This is a genomic window from Mesorhizobium sp. CC13 (genome assembly GCF_039907765.1).
Classification (GTDB): domain Bacteria; phylum Pseudomonadota; class Alphaproteobacteria; order Rhizobiales; family Rhizobiaceae; genus Aminobacter.
The window spans coordinates 94774-112904 of sequence record NZ_JARDJI010000016.1; the positions used below are offsets into that span (position 1 = coordinate 94774).

General features: G+C 66.0%; 19 protein-coding genes and 1 pseudogene. 9 read left to right on the forward strand and 11 right to left on the reverse strand.

What is annotated here, in order from left to right; all coding sequences use genetic code 11:
• Positions 1-37: 37 nt before the first annotated feature.
• The gene (locus tag PV773_RS19300) at positions 38-1945 is read right to left on the reverse strand and encodes a propionyl-CoA synthetase (RefSeq protein ID WP_347967903.1); all 1908 of its coding nucleotides are present in this window, start codon (positions 1943-1945) and stop codon (positions 38-40) included.
• A 239-nt stretch (positions 1946-2184) separates the two neighbouring features.
• On the opposite strand from PV773_RS19300, the gene PV773_RS19305 reads away from it, so the two are divergent.
• On the forward strand, positions 2185-2343 hold the full coding sequence (locus tag PV773_RS19305; RefSeq protein ID WP_340037833.1) for a hypothetical protein: 159 nt from the start codon (positions 2185-2187) through the stop codon (positions 2341-2343).
• A gap of 125 nt (positions 2344-2468) precedes the next feature.
• Here PV773_RS19305 and PV773_RS19310 read toward each other — a convergent pair whose 3' ends face one another.
• Both PV773_RS19310 and PV773_RS19315 read right to left on the reverse strand, forming a co-directional pair.
• Positions 2469-3284 carry an FkbM family methyltransferase gene (locus PV773_RS19310; RefSeq protein WP_347967904.1) on the reverse strand — a complete coding sequence of 272 codons (816 nt, stop codon included), beginning with the start codon at positions 3282-3284 and terminating at the stop codon, positions 2469-2471.
• A gap of 363 nt (positions 3285-3647) precedes the next feature.
• Positions 3648-4331 (reverse strand): hypothetical protein, encoded by a 684-nt coding sequence (locus PV773_RS19315; protein WP_347967905.1) that lies wholly within the window; start codon positions 4329-4331, stop codon positions 3648-3650.
• Positions 4332-4639: 308 nt separating this feature from the next.
• On the opposite strand from PV773_RS19315, the gene PV773_RS19320 reads away from it, so the two are divergent.
• Entirely contained in the window at positions 4640-5164 is a 525-nt protein-coding gene (locus tag PV773_RS19320) for a hypothetical protein (RefSeq protein WP_347967906.1), read from the forward strand.
• A gap of 57 nt (positions 5165-5221) precedes the next feature.
• Here the strand turns inward: PV773_RS19320 and PV773_RS19325 are convergent, their stop codons facing one another.
• Positions 5222-6247, reverse strand: a complete 1026-nt coding sequence (locus PV773_RS19325) for a class I fructose-bisphosphate aldolase (protein WP_347967907.1) — start codon at positions 6245-6247, stop codon at positions 5222-5224.
• 281 nt (positions 6248-6528) lie between these two features.
• Positions 6529-7725, reverse strand: coding sequence for a phosphoglycerate kinase (locus PV773_RS19330; protein WP_347967908.1), 1197 nt, complete (start codon positions 7723-7725; stop codon positions 6529-6531).
• Positions 7726-8071: 346 nt separating this feature from the next.
• Here PV773_RS19330 and PV773_RS19335 point away from each other — a divergent pair, with 346 nt between their 5' ends.
• From PV773_RS19335 to PV773_RS19355, 5 genes and pseudogenes are all read left to right on the forward strand, one after another.
• Positions 8072-8857 carry an SDR family oxidoreductase gene (locus PV773_RS19335; RefSeq protein WP_347967909.1) on the forward strand — a complete coding sequence of 262 codons (786 nt, stop codon included), beginning with the start codon at positions 8072-8074 and terminating at the stop codon, positions 8855-8857.
• A gap of 223 nt (positions 8858-9080) precedes the next feature.
• Positions 9081-9251, forward strand: a complete 171-nt coding sequence (locus PV773_RS19340; protein WP_347967910.1) for a hypothetical protein — start codon at positions 9081-9083, stop codon at positions 9249-9251.
• 14 nt (positions 9252-9265) lie between these two features.
• Positions 9266-9848, forward strand: a pseudogene (locus PV773_RS19345) (DJ-1/PfpI family protein).
• Between the two features lie 70 nt (positions 9849-9918).
• Positions 9919-10326: a hypothetical protein gene (locus tag PV773_RS19350; RefSeq protein ID WP_347967911.1), complete on the forward strand. Its 408-nt coding sequence runs from the start codon at positions 9919-9921 to the stop codon at positions 10324-10326.
• A gap of 115 nt (positions 10327-10441) precedes the next feature.
• Positions 10442-11155 (forward strand): YafY family protein, encoded by a 714-nt coding sequence (locus PV773_RS19355; protein WP_347967912.1) that lies wholly within the window; start codon positions 10442-10444, stop codon positions 11153-11155.
• A gap of 10 nt (positions 11156-11165) precedes the next feature.
• Here the strand turns inward: PV773_RS19355 and PV773_RS19360 are convergent, their stop codons facing one another.
• Both PV773_RS19360 and PV773_RS19365 read right to left on the reverse strand, forming a co-directional pair.
• A complete protein-coding gene (locus PV773_RS19360) occupies positions 11166-11438 on the reverse strand; it encodes a type II toxin-antitoxin system YafQ family toxin (protein ID WP_347967913.1) in 273 nt (90 codons plus the stop codon).
• Positions 11438-11695, reverse strand: coding sequence for a type II toxin-antitoxin system RelB/DinJ family antitoxin (locus PV773_RS19365; RefSeq protein ID WP_347967914.1), 258 nt, complete (start codon positions 11693-11695; stop codon positions 11438-11440). Before PV773_RS19365 ends, PV773_RS19360 begins: the two co-directional genes overlap by 1 nt.
• 173 nt (positions 11696-11868) lie before the next feature.
• Here PV773_RS19365 and PV773_RS19370 point away from each other — a divergent pair, with 173 nt between their 5' ends.
• Positions 11869-12300, forward strand: coding sequence for a GFA family protein (locus tag PV773_RS19370; RefSeq protein WP_347967915.1), 432 nt, complete (start codon positions 11869-11871; stop codon positions 12298-12300).
• Positions 12301-12484: 184 nt separating this feature from the next.
• On the opposite strand, the gene PV773_RS19375 is transcribed toward PV773_RS19370, so the two are convergent.
• The 4 genes from PV773_RS19375 to PV773_RS19390 all read right to left on the reverse strand — a co-directional run bounded on the left by PV773_RS19375 (position 12485) and on the right by PV773_RS19390 (position 16477).
• Positions 12485-13189 (reverse strand): DUF1013 domain-containing protein, encoded by a 705-nt coding sequence (locus PV773_RS19375; RefSeq protein WP_347967916.1) that lies wholly within the window; start codon positions 13187-13189, stop codon positions 12485-12487.
• Between the two features lie 259 nt (positions 13190-13448).
• A complete protein-coding gene (locus PV773_RS19380) occupies positions 13449-13937 on the reverse strand; it encodes a heme-binding protein (RefSeq protein WP_347967917.1) in 489 nt (162 codons plus the stop codon).
• Between the two features lie 191 nt (positions 13938-14128).
• Positions 14129-14710, reverse strand: a complete 582-nt coding sequence (locus PV773_RS19385; protein ID WP_347967918.1) for a response regulator — start codon at positions 14708-14710, stop codon at positions 14129-14131.
• A 3-nt stretch (positions 14711-14713) separates the two neighbouring features.
• Positions 14714-16477: a HAMP domain-containing sensor histidine kinase gene (locus tag PV773_RS19390; protein WP_347967919.1), complete on the reverse strand. Its 1764-nt coding sequence runs from the start codon at positions 16475-16477 to the stop codon at positions 14714-14716.
• A gap of 628 nt (positions 16478-17105) precedes the next feature.
• Between PV773_RS19390 and PV773_RS19395 the strand changes: the two genes are divergently transcribed.
• Positions 17106-18056 (forward strand): hypothetical protein, encoded by a 951-nt coding sequence (locus PV773_RS19395; protein WP_347967920.1) that lies wholly within the window; start codon positions 17106-17108, stop codon positions 18054-18056.
• Positions 18057-18131 lie beyond the last annotated feature (75 nt).

Below are 18131 nucleotides of genomic sequence, written 5' to 3' on the forward strand. Positions count from 1 at the left end.
GGCTGCCTGCGCAAGCCGGCGATCGCTGACGATCGCGTCAGACCCCGATCCCCCTCGCCCTGAGCGCCTCGGTGATCTCGTCGAGGATGGCCGGATCGTCGATGGTTGCCGGCATCTTCCACGCCTCGCGATCGGCGATCTTCTGCATCGTGCCGCGCAGGATCTTGCCCGACCGCGTCTTGGGCAGGCGCTTGATGGTGACCACCGTCTTGAAGGCGGCGACCGGGCCGATGCGGTCGCGCACCAGGCCGACGACCTCCTTCTCGATCAGCGCGGTGTCGCGGGCGACGCCCGAGTTCAGCACGATGAAGCCGCAGGGTACCTGCCCCTTCATGGCGTCGGCGATGCCGATGACGGCGCATTCGGCGACGTCGGGGTGCTCGGCGACCACCTCCTCCATGCCGCCGGTCGACAGGCGGTGGCCGGCGACGTTGATGATGTCGTCGGTGCGGGCCATGATGAACAGATAGCCGTCGTCGTCGACATAGCCGGCGTCCGCCGTCTTGTAGTAGCCGGGAAACTCCGCGAGATAGGCGTTGAAGAAGCGCTCGTCGGCGTTCCACAGCGTCGGCAGGCAGCCGGGCGGCAGCGGCAGCTTCACCACCACGTTGCCGAGCGTGCCGCGACTGACCTCATGGCCGGCATCGTCGAGCACGCGCACGTCGTAACCCGGCATCGACACGCAGGGCGAACCGTATTTGACCGGCAGCAGGCCGAGCCCGGCCGGATTCTGCGAGATCGGATGGCCCGTCTCGGTCTGCCACCAGTGGTCGATGACCGGCACCTTGAGCTTCTGCTCGGCCCATTTGATGGTCTCGGGGTCGGCGCGTTCGCCGGCGAGGAACAGCGTGCGGAACTTCGACAGGTCGTATCGCGGCACGAACGCGCCCTGCGGGTCTTCCTTCTTGATGGCGCGGAAGGCGGTGGGCGCGGTGAACAGGGCAACGACGCCGTGTTCCGAAATGACACGCCAGAATGTCCCGGCATCGGGCGTGCCGACCGGCTTGCCCTCGAAGAGGACCGTGGTGCAGCCGTGCAGCAGCGGCGCGTAGACGATGTAGGAATGGCCGACGACCCAGCCGACGTCGGAGGCAGCCCAGAAGACCTCGCCCGGCTTGACGCCGAACTCGTTCTCCATCGACCATTTGAGCGCGACCATGTGGCCGCCATTGTCGCGCACCACGCCCTTGGGCTGGCCGGTGGTGCCCGAGGTGTAGAGCACGTAGAGCGGATCGGTGGCGGCCACCGGCACGCATTCGACGCCACGGCCTGCGGCGCGCGCCGCCCCCACGGCCTCGGCATAGTCGACGTCGCGGCCGGCGGCGAGGTCGCAAGCCAGCTGCGGCCGCTGCAGGATCAGGCAGCCGTCGGGCTTGTGGCCGGAAAGCTCGATCGCGGCATCCAGCAGCGGCTTGTAGGCCACGACGCGGCCGGGCTCGATGCCGCAGGAGGCGGAGATGATGTATTTCGGCGTGGCGTCGTCGATGCGGGTGGCCAGTTCCTTGGCGGCGAAGCCGCCGAACACGACGGAGTGGACGGCGCCGAGCCGCGCGCAGGCGAGCATGGCGAAGGCGGCTTCCGCCACCATCGGCATGTAGATGATGACGCGGTCGCCTTTCTGGACGCCCTGGTCACGCAGCACCGCTGCCAGCGCGTTCACCTCGGCGAGCAGCTCCGCATAGGTGAACTTCTTCTGCGTGCCGGTGATCGGGCTGTCGTGGATCAGCGCCACCTGGCCGGCGCGGCCGGCAGCGACATGGCGGTCGAGCGCGTTGTGGCAAGTGTTGCATTCGGCGCCGGCAAACCAGCGGCCGTAGACGCCGCCATCGGCATCGAACACCCTGTCCCAGGGCTTGAACCAGTCGATGTCGTGCGCCGCTTCGGCCCAGAAGCCCTCGGGGTCCCTAACCCAACCGTCATAGACCTCGTGATAGCGAGATGACATGGCGTCTCCTTCCCAGGATGTCCTTGCCCCTGCGGGCTCTTTTCTATTGGCTGAATTTCTACCGTCTTCGCTCTCGGGACGTCCATTTGACCTTGGTTGAACGGCAGGGCCGCAGGGCCCGTTTCGGCGCGGATTCCGACGCGCTTCCGCGCACGGCCGCTGTTCCAAAACCGTAGCGCACAATAGCAGATGCCGCGCCATGCTTTGACAGGCGCGCGCCGAATTGCTCAAAGGCGGATATGTCGAAGGCGCTGTCGCTCATCATCCTCGCCATCATGGCGATCCAGCTCATCAAACCGCTCGGCCTGCCGGGGCTCAGGCAGCGCCGCGATTTCTGGAAGCTGGCGGTGCTGGCGCTCGCGGCGATCTCCGCCACCGCACTTCTGGGGCATGGCTAGAGCAATTCCAGGAAAAGTGCGCAGCGGTTTTCCGTCCGGAATTGCGTCAAAACAAAGAGATAGAGCGTTTCCGCGATTCGAAGAAAAGCGGAAGCGCTCTAGGAGGTAGCCCGGCGGGTTGTGCCCTACGACGCGCTTGCCGACGCCAGCAGATCCGACTCTATCAGTATCAGGTTCTCGCCGTTCATCAGGCTGTCGATCTTCCTGCCGGCCAGCGATGCAAAGACATGGCTCAGGCAGCCCCGACCCGGCATCATGAAGTCGTGCGGCTCGATGACGATGCAGGGCGTGTCGCAAAGCAGCTCGCCGCAGTTGCGCGTCGCCTCGAGTTCGGCCCCTTCGATGTCCATCTTCAGCATCAGCAGTCGCGCTCGCGGTATCCTGGCAAGCAGGCTGCGAAGCGTGATCGAAGACACGCCCCCTCCGTCCAGAACGCCTCTCGACCAGGACGGACCGTCGCTCATCCGGAGCGCGACTTCGCCATCGTGATCCCAAAGCGCGCCATGGAAGGGCATGATGCGGTCCAGTCCGGCACAGTTCGAGATCAGCATTTCGTAAGCCTGGGGATCGGGCTCGACCGCGGCGACGATGGCCTCCGGATAGCGATCGCGAAGATAGATCGTCGAGTAGCCGGCATTGGCTCCCGCATCGACGATGACCGGCGTCGATCCGCTCTGCCGCCACAGTCTCGCAAGCCTGTTGAGCGCCTCCCTGCCCCCACCGCCGATCTCGTATTCCTGGTTGCCGAAAATCTGGGAGACGACGAACAGGTCGCTGTCCAGCGGCCTGATACTGAGCAGGTGATCCTGGCAGAAGGCCTGGACCGGTGAATCCAGGCGCAGCGCCCTGCGCAGCAGCACCGACGCGGATTTCCGCAGGCCGATGGCGCGGACGAGACCGTCGACCTGATGGCCCTTGATGAGCATGCCGCGGATCGTCATGGCACACCCTATGTGCCGGAAAACATGCCCTTCAATCTGCCGCGTGGCACGCGCGGCTACCAATTTCGACGGTGGTGACGGCCCGGAGGGTTGAATTCTCGATGCGGCAGAACCCGCGATCAGGGCTCGTTCGACCGGTTGGAGCCGATCTTGCACGCGTTCCGCGATGGCGGCCGGTGCCTATGATGATGGAGCCCGCCGGAGCCAAACCCCGTCCCAACTCCGGCGAGCCCATCCCTGATCTTGAGACAAATCAGGACCGGCAGTGGCCGGCAAACCTTACCGTGCACGGAACATGCCAGCCGGAGCTGTGCCGGAACGGGACAGATGCCGGGACGCCTCGCAGGCGACCGGCGAGACCGGTCACCTTACCTCGCCCTGCGACACGTCGAGCTGCTGGATCGAGAAGCGTCGCGCCGCGCCCAGCGCCCACCACAGGTCGCCGCCGGCGGACGGGGCCGTGGTCACCGAAAGGTCGATCGTCGTCAGTTCGCCGGTCGTCGACACCGGTTTCCCGTCGATGAGCACCTGGGATGTCCCGGGCGGCACCACGAGCGTCGTCTCCGAGCCGAGGTCCTTGATCGCGCCGATGTCGACGATCTCGGTCTGGCCGTCCTTCGTCACCTCGGCAGAAACCGCCAGCGACACGCTTTTTGGGATACCGCCCTTGACGGTCGGTAACACGACAACCTTTGGCGTCAACAGGGCGTCAGGCAGGACATCGGCGCCGCCGGGCGTCTGGGCGTAGGCCGAGGAGAAGAATTCCAGCCGGGTAGCCTCCACCTGCTTGCCGGTCGCGCCCGCGACGATGTTCACCAGGATGGCGGGTGCGGCGACCCCGGCAAAGATGGCCTGCCTCGTCTCGTAGCTGGTATTGGTCAGCGCCACGCCGCCGCCGACGATGGCCCACAGCAGCACGCCGAGATAGAGCCCGATCGCCGGCGGCTCGGTGGACGGGGCCGCCACAAAGGTACTCGCCAGGTTGGCGATGGTGGGCAGCGTCCCGCCGAACGCGCCAAAGGCGAAAGCATTCAGCCTCGTCGTCATCGCCGCTCCGCCGATCTCGATAGATTGCCGCAACCAACAGTAATGCCTTTACAATTAATGCAACTATAGCGTGCTTTCACCGAAATCTCAAGCCGGCCATCCGGCTTCACATGGGTGCCACGGACCCGGATGGTGGCAGAAGGCAGCGCGAAGGCTGGGGGTCGACCGCAACAGGCGCTTGGCAGCGCACGCGCCCGGTGCTTTGGTGGCGCTTGAAGGGTGACCAACGCCATGGCGGGTGGCGGGGGGCCTCGCGCCCCGGCCGAGGCCGGCCACCCAAAGCTGCTTGGGAATATCCGGGACCGAAGATGACGATGGAAGCGGACGGCGAGGTCAAGATCCCCCTCGGGGCCGAGACGGCGGCGGCCATGGTCGTCGCGCTGGTGACCTACACGCTCGTCCACTACGCGGTCGTCAGCATGGTCATGATCGGCGCGGACACCTTCCCCGACGCGGTCGCCCTCCTGCTCTGGGGCGTCCGGCCCAATGTCGTGCGCGTCGCCGCCGCCCTGCTCGGCGCCGCCGCCGGCATCTGTTCGGCCAGGCTGGTCTGCGACCTGACGCTCGACGCCTACCAGCAGCGCCCGGTGTTCTGGACGTTCGCGGGCGTGCTGGGGGCGATGACGCTCGGCAAGATCTGGACGCCCTCGCTGGCGCAGCAGCTGGCGGTGGCGGCGCAATATGCGGCCGCGCTGGCGACGGCCTATCTGCTTTACTGGCGCAATGAGGCAGCCGCGCCGGCAAGCCCTGCTCTTCTCCCCGACGCGGAGAAGCTGGCCGCGAGGCCGCCGGACGAGGGGGCGTTCGGCCCTCAAGCCGAACGAGACCAGTAAGCAAAAAAGCCCCGGATCGCTCCGGGGCCTTTCGCATTTCTTGCCTGAAGGCGTGGCTTACGCCGCCTTCTCCAGCGCCGGCTTCCACTGGCCGAGCGCGGCCAGGTGGTTCATGTGGGCGCGGTGGGTGAAGGCGGCCTGGCCGGCGCCGAGGTTCTCGGCCTTGCCCGACCATGCCTTCTGCGGCGCTGCCTGCAGCGCGCGGCCGTAGGAGAAGGTCAGCTTCCACGGATGCGGGCCGATGGCGTTGATGGCGTTGAGGTTGGCGGTGGCCTCCTCGTCGGACTGGCCGCCCGACAGGAAGGCGATGCCCGGCACGGCCGCCGGAACCGTCTCGCGGAACAGCCTGATGGTCTTTTCGGCGATCTCCTCGGCGCCGGCCTGCCTGCCGGCCTTCTTGCCCGAGATGACCATGTTCGGCTTCAGGATCGTGCCCTCGAGCTTCACCCGCGCGGCGTAGAGCTCGTCATAGAGCTTCACCAGCGTCGCCTTGGTGACGTCGTAGCAGGTGTCGATGTCGTGGGCGCCGTCCATCAGCACTTCCGGCTCGACGATCGGCACGATGCCGGCCTCCTGGCACAGCGCCGCATAGCGGGCGAGGGCCTGGGTGTTGGCCGAGATCGAGTAGGCCGACGGCACGTTCTTGCCGGTGTCGATGTCGATGACGGCGCGCCATTTGGCGAAGCGGGCGCCGAGCTTGTGGTACTCGGCCAGACGCTCGCGCAGACCGTCGAGGCCCTCTGTGATGGTGTCGCCGGGGAAGTTGACGATCGCCTTGGCGCCGGCGTCGACCTTGATGCCGGGAATGGCGTCGGCGGCCTTGATGAGCTCGACCAGCGGCGTGCCGTCGGCAGCAGTCTGGCGAATGGTCTCGTCGTAGAGGATGACGCCGGAGATGTACTTGGTCATCGCCTCCTTGGTGCGGAACATCATCTCGCGATAGTCGCGGCGGCTGTCGGCCGTCGACTCGACGCCGATGACGTCGAAACGCTTCTTGATGGTGCCGGAGCTTTCGTCCGCAGCCAGAATTCCCTTGCCGTTCGCCACCATGGCGACGGCGATGTCCTCGAGACGTTCGCTCATACAAGTACCTCCTGAATGATGACGGGGCGCATAGCAGATGGTTTTCCCGAACGGAATGCCGCCGGGAAGCCTAAAACCGATTGAAATTTTTTCAATCGGTTTAGCCGGGATCACGAATGAGGCGGGCAACGCGCCAAAGGTTATCGGCCGTGCCGCAAGTGTGGCGATCGCCCCGGGAATCGAGCCGCAGGGCACAGAATCAATATGTTAGAACGCCGCGCATCCCGGTGGGGAGGCGCGGCGCGCTGGAGACGGGCCCTCGCGGGAAGGCGTGCCGCGGCTCAGGCCTTGAGCACTTCCACGCCCGGCAGCTCCTTGCCTTCCATCCATTCGAGGAAGGCGCCGCCGGCGGTGGAGACGTATGAGAAGTCGTCGGCCACGCCGGCGTGGTTGAGTGCCGCCACCGTGTCGCCGCCGCCGGCGACCGAGACGAGCTTGCCGGCCTTGGTGCGGGCCGCCGCGTGCCTGGCCGCTGCCACCGTCGCCCTGTCGAAGGGCTCGATCTCGAAGGCGCCGAGCGGGCCGTTCCAGACCAGCGTCGCGGCACGGTCGATCCAGTCGTTGACCGAGGCCACCGTCTTGGCGCCGACGTCGAGGATCATGCCGTCCGCCGGCACCGCGTCGATCGCCACCGTCTCATTGGCGGCACCCGCCTTGAACTCGCGCGCGACCACGCCGTCCGACGGCAGCACGATGGCGCAGCCGGCCTGCGCGGCCTCGATCATGATCTGCTTGGCGGTGGCGGCGAGGTCGTGCTCGGCGAGCGACTTGCCGACATTGGTGCCGCGCGCGGCGAGGAAGGTGTTGGCCATGCCGCCGCCGATCACCAGCGCGTCGACCTTCTTCACCAGGTTCATCAACAGGTCGATCTTGGTCGAGACCTTGGCGCCGCCGACGATGGCGACCACCGGCTTGACCGGGTTGCCGAGGCCCTTCTCCAGCGCCTCCAGCTCGGCCTGCATGGTGCGCCCGGCATAGGCCGGCAGCTTGTGGGCGAGGCCTTCGGTCGAGGCATGCGCGCGGTGGGCGGCCGAAAACGCGTCGTTGACGAAGATGTCACCATTGGCGGCAAGCTTCTCGACGAAGGCGGGGTCGTTCTTCTCCTCGGCCTTGTAGAAGCGGGTGTTTTCGAGCAGCAGGATGTCGCCGTCCTTCATCGCCGCCACGGCAGCCTCGGCCTTGTCGCCGACGCAGTCGGCGGCGAACGCCACGGGCCGGCCGATCACCTCGGCGGTGGCGGCGGCGATGGGGGCCAGCGACAGGGCCGGGTCCGGGCCTTCCTTCGGGCGGCCGAAATGCGCGAGCAGGATCACCTTGGCGCCCTTGCCGGCAAGTTCGGTGATGGTCGGCGCCACGCGCTCGATGCGGGTCGCGTCCGTCACCTTGCCGTCGGCGACCGGTACGTTGAGGTCGACGCGGACCAGAACCCGCTTGCCGCTGACGTTGCCGATGGTGTCGAGTGTCTTGAAGCCGGCCATGGGTTCCCTTCCTCCTGGGCTGCGGGGGATGCGCGGAAATTTCGCCGGGACCATACCCAGCGACGCCGCGGATGCAAGGTTTGCGCGGCAGCGCGGGTGGAAAATAGTGCGGTTGGGTGCGGAGAAGCGCGGCATCTCAGCCCTCCCTCCCCCTTGTGGGGAGGGATAAAGGGTGGGGGTATTCGGAGTTCTGGAGGTGGCAAGTACCCACCCCGCAAGGGCGAGAGCACTTTCGGCGCGGTCGCGATGGCGGCGGCGGGCCAACCCCCGCCCGCAGGCAGCGGTTGACCTCTCCCCGCCTTGCCGCCACTGTCGGGCCGTGGAGTTGCTGCAACGGGAGCGGACGATGAGGCTCGACGGCAAGACCGCGATCGTGACGGGCGGCGCCAGGGGCATCGGCCACGCCATCGCCGAACGCTTCCTGCGCGAAGGCGCGCGCGTCGTCATCGCCGACATGGATCAGGAGGCGGGTGCCGCCGCCGAGCGCGACCTCGCGCGGCTGGGACAGGCGCTTTTCGTGCGCGCCGACATCGGCAAACGCCTCGATGTCCACAATCTCGTCGCCGCCACCGTCGACGCCTTCGGCGAGGTCGACGTCCTGGTCAACAATGCCGGCATCGACCACAAGGCCGACTTCCTCGATGTCGCCGAGGCCGATTTCGACCGCGTCCTCGCCGTCAATCTCAAGGGGGCCTTCCTCGCCGGCCAGGCCGTGGCGCGCGTCATGGTGGACAGGGTCGAGGCCGGCGGCCAGCCGGGCGCCATCGTCAACATGTCGTCGGTCAATTCGGTGGTCGCCATCGCCGACCAGGTGCCCTATGCGGTGTCCAAGGGCGGCGTGGCCCAGCTCACCACCGTCATGGCGCTGGCGCTCGCGCCCTGGGGCATCCGCGTCAACGCCATCGGCCCCGGCTCGATCGCGACCGACATGCTGGCGCGCGTCACCGCCGATGCGGCGACCAGGAACCGCGTTCTCTCCCGCACCCCGCTCGGACGCATCGGCGAGCCGGAAGAAATCGCCGCCGTCGCCGCGTTCCTGGCTTCCGATGACGCCAGCTACATCACCGGCCAGACGATTTTCGCCGACGGCGGACGGCTGGCGCTCAACTACACGGTGCCGGTGAAGGGCTGAGCAAGCGGAAGCGCTCCGGGATGTACCGGGATTCAGGCCAGGCCGAGTCGAAAATAGCGCCCCCGAGAACCGGAACGGAGCGCACATTCAGGCACGCGAGTACCGGAAGCGCAGGGGGCCGCCGTTTGCAGGTCGCCTCCTGAATCCCGGCACACCCCTCCTGACAGACTGCTGTCAGGAGGGGTGTGAGATAGTCCTCCGGTAAGAGACAAGGAGGATAGCCATGAGCACGTTCACACCCGATATCTTCCGCGCGGTCAGGCACTATGCGGGCAAGATCAGGACCATCCACAATGAGATTCGCACGGAGCGCTTCATGAACTCGCTTCCCGAGGACCTCCGCAAGGACATCGGCTGGCCCGACCGTTTCGGCCGGCGTGGCGACAGCAACTGAGGGAAGGAAATCCGATGACAAGGACCATCGGGCTGCTGTTCATCGAGGGTTATGCCGACTGGGAGTTTGGCCTGCTCGCGGCCTCGGCGGTCGAGTGGTTCGGCCTGCGCACGGTGTCGCTTTCGCCGCACGCATCTCCGCTGACCTCCATCGGCGGCGTCAGGCTTGTCGCCGACCGCAGCTCCGATCCTGCCTATAACGGCGACCTCGACGCCATCGCCGTCATCGGTTCCGACGGCTGGGCGGCCGAGGATGCGCCGGACGTTGCGCCGCTGCTTCGCGCGGTGGCGGAACGCGGCGGCGTTGTCGCCGGCATCTGCGGCGGCACGCTGGCGCTGGCGCGCAGGCCTGTTCGAAGGTGTCTCCCACACCTCCAACGGCCGCGACTGGATCCTCGGCCACGAGCCCGGCTATGCCGGCGCCGCGGGCTACCGGGACGTGCCGCATGCGGTCGCCGATGGCAGGATCGTCTCCGCCCCGGGCTCGGCCCCGGGCACCTTCGCGATCGCCGTGCTCGAGGCGTTACTGCCGGAAAACAAAGAACAATTCGGCCAGATGCGGGCGATGTTCGCGCGCGAGTTTTCCGCACCCTCCTGACACTATGCTGTCAGGAGGCCTGTGCAATGATACAGTCGCAATGTCTCGCCATGCCCGCCGGAGGAATGGGGTGAAGACTTGGACCGAAAGGCTGAACACTCAAGGCATCAACGGCATCAGGCCGTCGCCGCGCAGCTTTTCCGATGTCGTCGAGGGGCAGAGCATGCTGGTGCCCACCGCGCGGCAGGTCGACGACTTCATCCGCACCATTCCGCGGGGCGTGCATCTCGATGTACGGACCCTGCGGCGGGAGCTGGCCCGACGACACGGAGCCGAGGTCACCTGTCCGGTGACCATCGGCTACCACCTGAGGACGGTGGCGGAAGCCGCCAACGAAGACGTCGAGCGCGGTGCGGGCCTGCGCGACATCACGCCCTTCTGGCGCGTGCTCGACAGGACGACGCCCACCACGGGCAGACTTTCTTTTGGCCAGGCTTTCGGCGCTGCCCAGCGCCGGCGCGAGGGCCTGCCGGAATAGCGCATCGCCTGCGGTCGCGGCGGACCGTCGGAACGACGATGCGATGGAAAATGATCATGGACGTCATTGCGACGCGATCCAAGGCGCGCGACGTCCCGGATTTCGAGGGATTTGCATGAGACGAGCCGACAGGCTTTTCCAGATCGTGCAGCATCTGCGTGGCGGCCGGCTGGTCACCGCGCAGAAGCTGGGCGCCTGGCTCGAGGTGTCCGAGCGCACGATCTATCGCGACATCGCCGACCTGCAGTCGACGGGCGTGCCGATCGATGGCGAGGCCGGCGTGGGCTATATCATGAGGGAGGGTTTCGACCTTCCGCCGCTGATGTTCACGCGTGACGAGATCGTTGCCCTTGTTGCCGGCGCCCGCATGGTCCGCGCCTTCGGCGGCGCCGCCATGGCCCGGGCCGCCGACGAGGCGCTGGTCAAGATCGGCGCGGTCCTGCCGGACAGCGAGAGGGACCGCATCGCCCGTACCGAGATCCACACCCCGATGTGGGTGGTGTCGGACGCCGACCGCGAGGCCATCGACCTGATCGAGCGCGCCGTAGAGAAACGCCAGGTGCTGCGCCTCGACTACAACGACGAGGCCGGCCGCGGCTCGGCCCGCGACATCCGCCCGCTCGGGCTGTGGTTCTGGGGCAAGGTCTGGACCCTGATCGCCTGGTGCGAGATGCGCGACGATTTCCGCGCCTTCCGCATCGACCGCATCTCCGCCGTCACCTCGGCCGGCCGCAGCTTCAAGCCCGAGCGCGGCAAGCTTTTGGTCGACTACTACCGCAGCGTCGAGCGCAGCGAGACTTTTGGAACCGACCGCAGCTCGCGCGGATGAGAACTCTTGCTCATTCCTGGAACAGGTCGGCATGGGAACCGGTGCGCGCCAGCTGCAACTCTTCGCCGAGGATGCGGTAGATCAGCAGCCAGTCGGGCTCGATGTGCGCATCCCGATAGCCCTTCCAGTCACCTTTGAGCGGATGATCCCGATAGCGGTCGGGGAGTTCTGTGCCTTCCAGCAGAAGTGTCAGCACTTCGCGCAGCTTGGCCATTTCCTTGCCGCGCTTCTCGATCCGCTTGACGTCCCGCCGGAACTGCGAGGAGCGGACCGGCGTCAACATCAGATGCCAAGATCCTTGAACAACTCATCTGGCGAGGACAGCCGCTTGCCCTTGCCCTCTTCGAGTTCGGCCATCGCCTTGCGGGTCGTCGCGTTGGGCACCTTCACTGGAAAGGGAAACTCCTTGTCCGCGGCCACACGCATCAAAAGCAATCGAATTGCATCCGACACCGACAGCCCCATGGCCGCAAGCGCCTCGGTCGCCTGTTCCTTGGTTGCAGCATCGATGCGAGCGCGAACAACCGTTTCCGTAGCCACTTGCCGAACTCCTGTGTAGCTACAATGTAGCCACAAACGCTTGGTTCTGCAAGACTACGCTCTGGAGGCTCCACGATGGATCAATCAGGTCCATCAAGAATCGCCGTCTGACACTTGAGAAGCGATTGGCCGGCGATCAAGCTCGCCCCGTTGTGCAACGAGACATTCTACCCATGAACATGGACATCAAGGAAATCGACGGCGCCTGCCATTGCGGCACGGTGCGGCTGCGCGTCCGGCTGTCGGACGGGCTCAACTCGGCGCGGCGCTGCACCTGCTCCTATTGCCGGATGAAGGGCGCGGTCGCGGTCTCCGCCGACCTCGGCGGCGTCGACGTGCTGTCAGGTGCCGACGCGCTCGCCATCTACCAGTTCAACACCATGTCGGCGAAACACTATTTCTGCTCGAAATGCGGCATCTACACCCACCACAAGCGCCGCTCGAACCCAAACCAGTACGGCGTCAACGCCGCCATCCTCGCCGGCGTCAGCCCCTTCGATTTCGCCGCGGTGCCGGTCATGGACGGCATCAACCACCCGTCCGATCACGCGGGTGGCCCGCGCGTGGTCGGCACGCTGAGGTTCGTGGCTTCACCAGGGGAGTAGGGGAGTAAGGCAGTAGGGCAGGATGAAGGCCAACCCTACTCCCCTACTCCCCTACTCCCCTACTCCCCTACTCCCCTACTCCCCTACTCCCCTACTCCCCTACTCCCCTACTCCCTTACTCCCCTCCCAACGCAAAAAGGCCCCGCGCTGCGGGGCCTTTTTCGTTGCGAACGGTATCCGCCGCTCAGAACTTGTCTTCGTCTTCCTCGTCGTCGGTCTTCTTCGACTTGAGCGCCGAGAGCTTGGCGAAGACGGCATTGGCGTCGAGCTCCTTCTCCTCGTCCTTCGGCGCTGCTTCCTGCGGCGTCAGGCGCTCGGTCAGCGCGGCGGGCAGCAGGGTGTCGCCGACAGGCGCCGGCGCCTCGCGGCCGCGCGAGGCGCGCTGCACTTCGATGTCGAGGTCGATCTGCGAGCACAGGCCGAGCGCCACCGGGTCCATCGGCGTCAGCTGCGCGATGTTCCAGTGCTTGCGCTCGCGGATCTGCTCGATCGTCGCCTTGGTCGTGCCGACCAGGCGCGAGATCTGCGCGTCCTTGAGCTCGGGATGGTTCTTGACCAGCCAGTAGATGGCGTTCGGGCGATCCTGGCGCTTCGACAGCGGCGTGTAGCGCGGACCCTTGCGCTTGGTCTCGGGCACCCGCACCTTCGGCTCCGACAGCTTCAGGCGATGGTTGATGTCGGCCTCGCCCTTGGCGATCTCGGCGCGCGTCAGCTGGCCGGTGATGACCGGGTCCATGCCCTTGATGCCCTGCGCCGATTCGCCGTCCGCGATCGCCTTCACCTCGAGCGGGTGCAGCGAGCAGAACTGCGCGATCTGGTCGAACGACAGCGCCGTGTTGTCGACCAGCCAGACGGCGGTTGCCTTGGGCATAAGCAGCGTATTGGCCATGCGATAAATCCTCTTCGTTCGCCCGCGTCCCTCGCGCGGGCGGTGGATAAAGACCACCAAGTTGGGAAATTCGGCCCGTATATAGACGCATTCGCCCCGCTCCGCAACGATTTTGGGCAAGGCTGCCAAATGCCCGCAAAGCCGCCTGCGCCGGCATCCCGCGCCCTTGCGCAAGCGCGCTCAAACGCAAAATCCCCGCATCCGGTGGAACCGGATGCGGGGCAGAGTTTCGCCGGCGGGACCGTTGCCGGCGAAGCCGTTACTTCAGCTGGTCGGCGACCGCCTCGATCGCCTTGACCGCGCAGGCTTCGTCGAAGTTGCCGCCCGGCGCGCCGCCGACGCCGATGGCGCCGATCACCGCGTCGCCGGCCTTGATCGGCATGCCGCCAGCCAGAACGAGGAAGCCGTCGATGTCGACGAGGCCGGCAGCACCGGGGTTCTTCTGCACGTTCTCGGCCATCTTCGAGGTCGGCGTGCGCGACGAGGCCGAGGTGAAGGCCTTGTCCTGGGCCGCCGAGACCGTGTGGGTGCCGGCATTGTCGGCGCGGACGAGCGCGCGCAGCACACCCGCACGGTCGACCACGGCGGCGGTCACGTTGTACTTGTCGGCGGCGCAGGCAGCGACCGCGCGCTGGGCGATCTCGACGGCGAGGCCGGAAGAAATGTTCTTCTCGGTCAGCACCTGGGCGGAAGCGGCACCGGTGACGGCGACGGTGGCGGCGGCTGCAAGGAGGATGCTCTTGATCATGACTGGGTTCCTGTCCTGATGATGTCTCGGGAGAAAGCGTTTCGCTTGTCCGGGATCAGAACTACCCAAATCGCGGCCGCGGCAGAATCCGCGATGCCACCACCCGGCCTAGGTAGGATTACCTACTACTGCGACCGCCAGGGCATGCCCCCGATCAGTGGAGGCCGGTTTTCGGCCAAGATCATGCCCGCTCACGAAATCAGCGCCAGTCGCACCTGCTCGGCCACCGAACTGGTGCCCAGCTTCTCGGCGATCTTCGCCCGGTGCGCGTCGATGGTCCGGGCCGAGACCTCGAGCGCGGCCGCGATCTCCTTGCTCGCCCAGCCGCGCGCCACCATGTCGAGCACCTCGCGCTCGCGCTCCGTCAGCTTTGCCAGCAGCGCGCGCGCCTCGCGCTTCTCCAGCCCCGCGTCGAGGCTCGAAAATGCCTGCTGCAGCGCATCGACCAGCACCTCGCCGTCGATCGGCTTGGTCAAGAAGTCCTGGATGCCGGCCTTGAAGGCGCGCCGGCAGGCGGCCACGTCGCCATGGCCGGTGATCATGATCGTCGGCCAGTCGATGCCGCGCTCGGCGAGCTTCTGGTGCAGCTGCAGGCCCGACACCAGCGGCATGCGCAGATCCACCACCAGCACGCCGGGCCGGTCCTCGTCGACATGCGCGAGGAACGTCGCCGGGTCGCCAAAGGTCTCCGCTGCGATCCCATAGGTCGAGAGCAGGAACGCCAGCGCCTCGCGCACCGCCTCGTCGTCGTCGACCAGATAGACCCTGTGCATGCCCTACCTCTCCCCGGCCAGCGGCAGCGAAATCGTGAACCGCGCCCCGCCGCCCAGGATATTCTCCGCCTCGATGCGCCCGTCCACCCGCTCCACCAGCGTGGCGCAGAGCGACAGCCCCAGCCCCATGCCGTCGGCCTTGGTGGTGAAGAACGGCGTAAACAGCTTCGGCAGCACCTCGGCCGCGATCCCCGGCCCGTCGTCGCTGACCGCAAGCTTCGCCTCGCGCCCCGCCGCCCCGGTCGCCACCGTCACCGTCCCGCCGGCGCCTGTCGCCTCGGCCGCGTTGCGGATCAGGTTGTGCAGCACCTGCTCCATCTCGATCGCGTCGACCACCGCATGCGGCGCGGGCTCGCCGAACTCCAGCACCAGCGCCACCTGCCGCCGCTCGAGGTCGGTGCGGGTCAGCGCCACCACCTCGGCCACGATGGCGTTGAGGTCCTGCCGCGCCCGCTCCGGCGCCTTGTTGGAGGCATAGTCGCGCATCCGCCTCAGCATCTCGCCGGCGCGCTTGGCCTCGCGCACGTTGACGTCGAGCGCCCCCGAAATCATCGCCATGTCCGGCGTGTCCGCCCGCGCCAGCCTCAGCGCCGCCTGGCTGCGGCTGAGCAGCGCGGTCAGCGGCTGCGTCAGCTCGTGCGCGATGCCCGAGGCCAGCTCGCCCATGGCGTTGACGCGCGAGGCATGCGCGAGCCGAGTCTCCCGCTCCTGCACGGCAAGCCGCTCCTCGGCCTCGCGCGCCGCAAGCTCGGAGCGCCGCACCGCCGCCCGCTGCCCGAGCGCGAACACCAGCACAAGCGTCAAAACCCCCGCCACCGCGGCAAAGCCGAGGAACCGTTCCGGCGGCACCAGCGCGGCCAGCGGCAGCGCCCGGTCGAGCGAAAGCAGGAGCCGCTGCCCCTCGCCGTCGATCACCTTCTCGAAATGCGGCACGGCCAGCCACGAAACCCCGAGCCCCAGGCCGGGCTCCGCCGGCTGCTCCACCAGCACCGCGCCGTCGAGGCTGAGCTCGAGATGCGCCCAGGCCGGCCGCTCCTCGGGCACCAGAAGCTGTGCGGTGTCGATCAGCAGAACCACCGCCAGGTGCGAGGTCCCCGAGGCGCGCTTGGCAAGCAGATAGCGCCCCTCGCCCGCGGCATAGATGCTCGCCTTGCCGCGCACCTGCGCTGCGATCTCCTGAGCCAGCGGCGCAAGGTCGACGCCGCCGCCCGGCGGCACCGTCACCACGTCGCGCACGGCAACCGGCCCCCCGGCTCCGTCACCCGCGGCCTGCGCCCCTTCCGCGCCGCCCACGCCTGCCGGCTGAGACGCCCCGCTCCCCTCGGCCCCCGCCTGTCCCGTGATGCCTGCCGGCAGCGATGCGCCGTTGCCGGCGCCGTCCGATCCCTGCACCTCGCCACCGGCGTCGCTCGCCGCCCCTTGCGCCCCGCCCGCCGCGCCGGCGCCCGAACCGGCGACCGGGTCGAGCGAAACCAGCGCCAGCCAGGCAATGCGCGGATAGAAGCGCGTAATGCTTTCCATCACCTGCCGGATCGCCCCGGGCGGCGCGGGCTCGGCCCCGCTCGACAGCGCGATCAGGCTGGTCAGATGCGCGTCATGCTGCGCCACCCGCTGCGAGATCAGCCGGTGCAGGGTCCGCCCCGTCACCTCCAGCTCGTCCGCCATCCGCGTCCGCGACGTCTCCACCGACACGGCCACGAAGGCCACGAGCGCGGCAAGCCAGAGCGCGAGGCCGAGGAGGCGGGGATTGGAGAGGGGTGAGGTCACGCAGATCCAGTCATGTATACCGATAGTCCCTAGCCTACACGATAGATCAAGGCATTGGTGAACCTGATTGCGAAACGAAGTCAGGTAATCACCGACTGCCAATTGTGCCACGTTATGGCCAAGCCGCGCTTCGCAATCGCTCACACACATCAGAATGGAAGTAGGCTGCTCACTAAAGCCAAGAACAATTGCAATTAACTTTAATTTAGGCCAACGTACCCTTCACATCGCGTACACTTAATAGGGGGAATATTGTGGGCAGTAGCGGCAGTGGGAGTTTCTCTGACTATTCACGCAAACCGAGCCAGCCAGCAGGCAACGGGGGATCATCCGGCGGTAGCAGCGGCCAAGACCAGTGTCGCGAAGCCTTTAATGCAGGGCTTGAAGACGTTGGCTTGCATGACTTCTTCACTGCAAATGGCACAGTGCCACCCCGCGGAACCGAACTCACACTAGAGCTACGCAAACGAGTAGTGGCAATAGGTCCTGGTGGGTTAAGTGTTGGAGCACTGCCTACCAAGTTCAACTACTTGGCAGGATGCCTGCGCGAGGGGATTCAATACAAAGGCGTCATCGTGAACTCCTCGGCGACACCGCACCCTCGCGTCGATGCGGATTTTGCCGCGATATGAAAAACGAAACTCTCCTTGTGGTAGGCGAGATTTGCATTGACTTCACTTTGGGGACAGCCAACTCACCCGTGAAAATGCGGTTGGGAGGCATTGTTCACGCAGCAAGAGGACTTTGGGCCTCTGGCATTCAATATGCCGTTGCTGCAGTGTGCCCTGAATATTTGACCAACGAAGCCGAGACTTACCTTCGAAACCATGGCTGCCTTGACTTCATACGGCTAGGTGATGTTGTCGGAGCCCCAAACGTTTTTGTGATCGGCGATGTACGAGAGATTGGACATCAGGGTTACGAAAATCTCCTTCGAGATACGAAGAAAGTACGTTTACTCGACGCCAAAGCGCAGATCGTCAAATACACGAACATAGCATTATTTCCAGGTTCATTTGATCTCACACAGGTGACGACAGCATTTGATGAGAATGCGGCGATAACAGTTGATATCGCCTACGACATCAATTCATTAGATGACTTGAAGCCACTCTCAGGCCGGGTTTCAGCCATCGCAATTTCCACTTCTTCAGATTTATTCACATCTGTCGCAGTCAAGGATGTCTCTTCGCTTGTCTCCATCTGTCGAGATTTGGGCGCCAAGAGCTTGCTTTTGAAAGAGAACCGAGGCGGGAGCAGACTTTTCAACCTCAGCAGCGACGAGGTGGAGGCGATACCGGCTGTACTAGGCGAAACGGTAAATTCTGTTGGGGTCGGTGACGCCTATACCGCCGTTTTTGCAGGTCTCTGCAAGGCCGATCCCCAAACAGCTGCGTGGCGCGGCATGCAGGTTGCCACGAGATACGCTCAAACCACTTTCCCGGATGACCTTAAAAGGGATGTGCAACGAGATTTCAGTTTGACCATTGAAGAGATTCGAGGGCTCGGCGGAATAGTCCTGCCTTGGCACGAGCGAGCCCAGTTTGAAATCTACCTCGCTGCGCCTGATTTTTCTTAGAGTCCGTTTGGAAAGTCAGGGATGGGCATTCCGGCGTAGGAGGTTGCCGCCCATGGCGACGAGGATCATGGCCTG

Excerpts from the sequence above, each read along its gene's own strand:
- PV773_RS19300 (WP_347967903.1), bottom strand. The coding sequence starts at position 1,945 with ATGTCATCTCGCTATCACGAGGTCTATGACGGTTGGGTTAGGGACCCC.
- PV773_RS19305 (WP_340037833.1), top strand. The coding sequence starts at position 2,185 with ATGTCGAAGGCGCTGTCGCTCATCATCCTCGCCATCATGGCGATCCAG.
- PV773_RS19310 (WP_347967904.1), bottom strand. The coding sequence starts at position 3,284 with ATGACGATCCGCGGCATGCTCATCAAGGGCCATCAGGTCGACGGTCTC.
- PV773_RS19315 (WP_347967905.1), bottom strand. The coding sequence starts at position 4,331 with ATGACGACGAGGCTGAATGCTTTCGCCTTTGGCGCGTTCGGCGGGACG.
- PV773_RS19320 (WP_347967906.1), top strand. The coding sequence starts at position 4,640 with ATGACGATGGAAGCGGACGGCGAGGTCAAGATCCCCCTCGGGGCCGAG.
- PV773_RS19325 (WP_347967907.1), bottom strand. The coding sequence starts at position 6,247 with ATGAGCGAACGTCTCGAGGACATCGCCGTCGCCATGGTGGCGAACGGC.
- PV773_RS19330 (WP_347967908.1), bottom strand. The coding sequence starts at position 7,725 with ATGGCCGGCTTCAAGACACTCGACACCATCGGCAACGTCAGCGGCAAG.
- PV773_RS19335 (WP_347967909.1), top strand. The coding sequence starts at position 8,072 with ATGAGGCTCGACGGCAAGACCGCGATCGTGACGGGCGGCGCCAGGGGC.
- PV773_RS19340 (WP_347967910.1), top strand. The coding sequence starts at position 9,081 with ATGAGCACGTTCACACCCGATATCTTCCGCGCGGTCAGGCACTATGCG.
- PV773_RS19355 (WP_347967912.1), top strand. The coding sequence starts at position 10,442 with ATGAGACGAGCCGACAGGCTTTTCCAGATCGTGCAGCATCTGCGTGGC.
- PV773_RS19360 (WP_347967913.1), bottom strand. The coding sequence starts at position 11,438 with ATGTTGACGCCGGTCCGCTCCTCGCAGTTCCGGCGGGACGTCAAGCGG.
- PV773_RS19370 (WP_347967915.1), top strand. The coding sequence starts at position 11,869 with ATGAACATGGACATCAAGGAAATCGACGGCGCCTGCCATTGCGGCACG.
- PV773_RS19375 (WP_347967916.1), bottom strand. The coding sequence starts at position 13,189 with ATGGCCAATACGCTGCTTATGCCCAAGGCAACCGCCGTCTGGCTGGTC.
- PV773_RS19380 (WP_347967917.1), bottom strand. The coding sequence starts at position 13,937 with ATGATCAAGAGCATCCTCCTTGCAGCCGCCGCCACCGTCGCCGTCACC.
- PV773_RS19385 (WP_347967918.1), bottom strand. The coding sequence starts at position 14,710 with ATGCACAGGGTCTATCTGGTCGACGACGACGAGGCGGTGCGCGAGGCG.
- PV773_RS19395 (WP_347967920.1), top strand. The coding sequence starts at position 17,106 with ATGAAAAACGAAACTCTCCTTGTGGTAGGCGAGATTTGCATTGACTTC.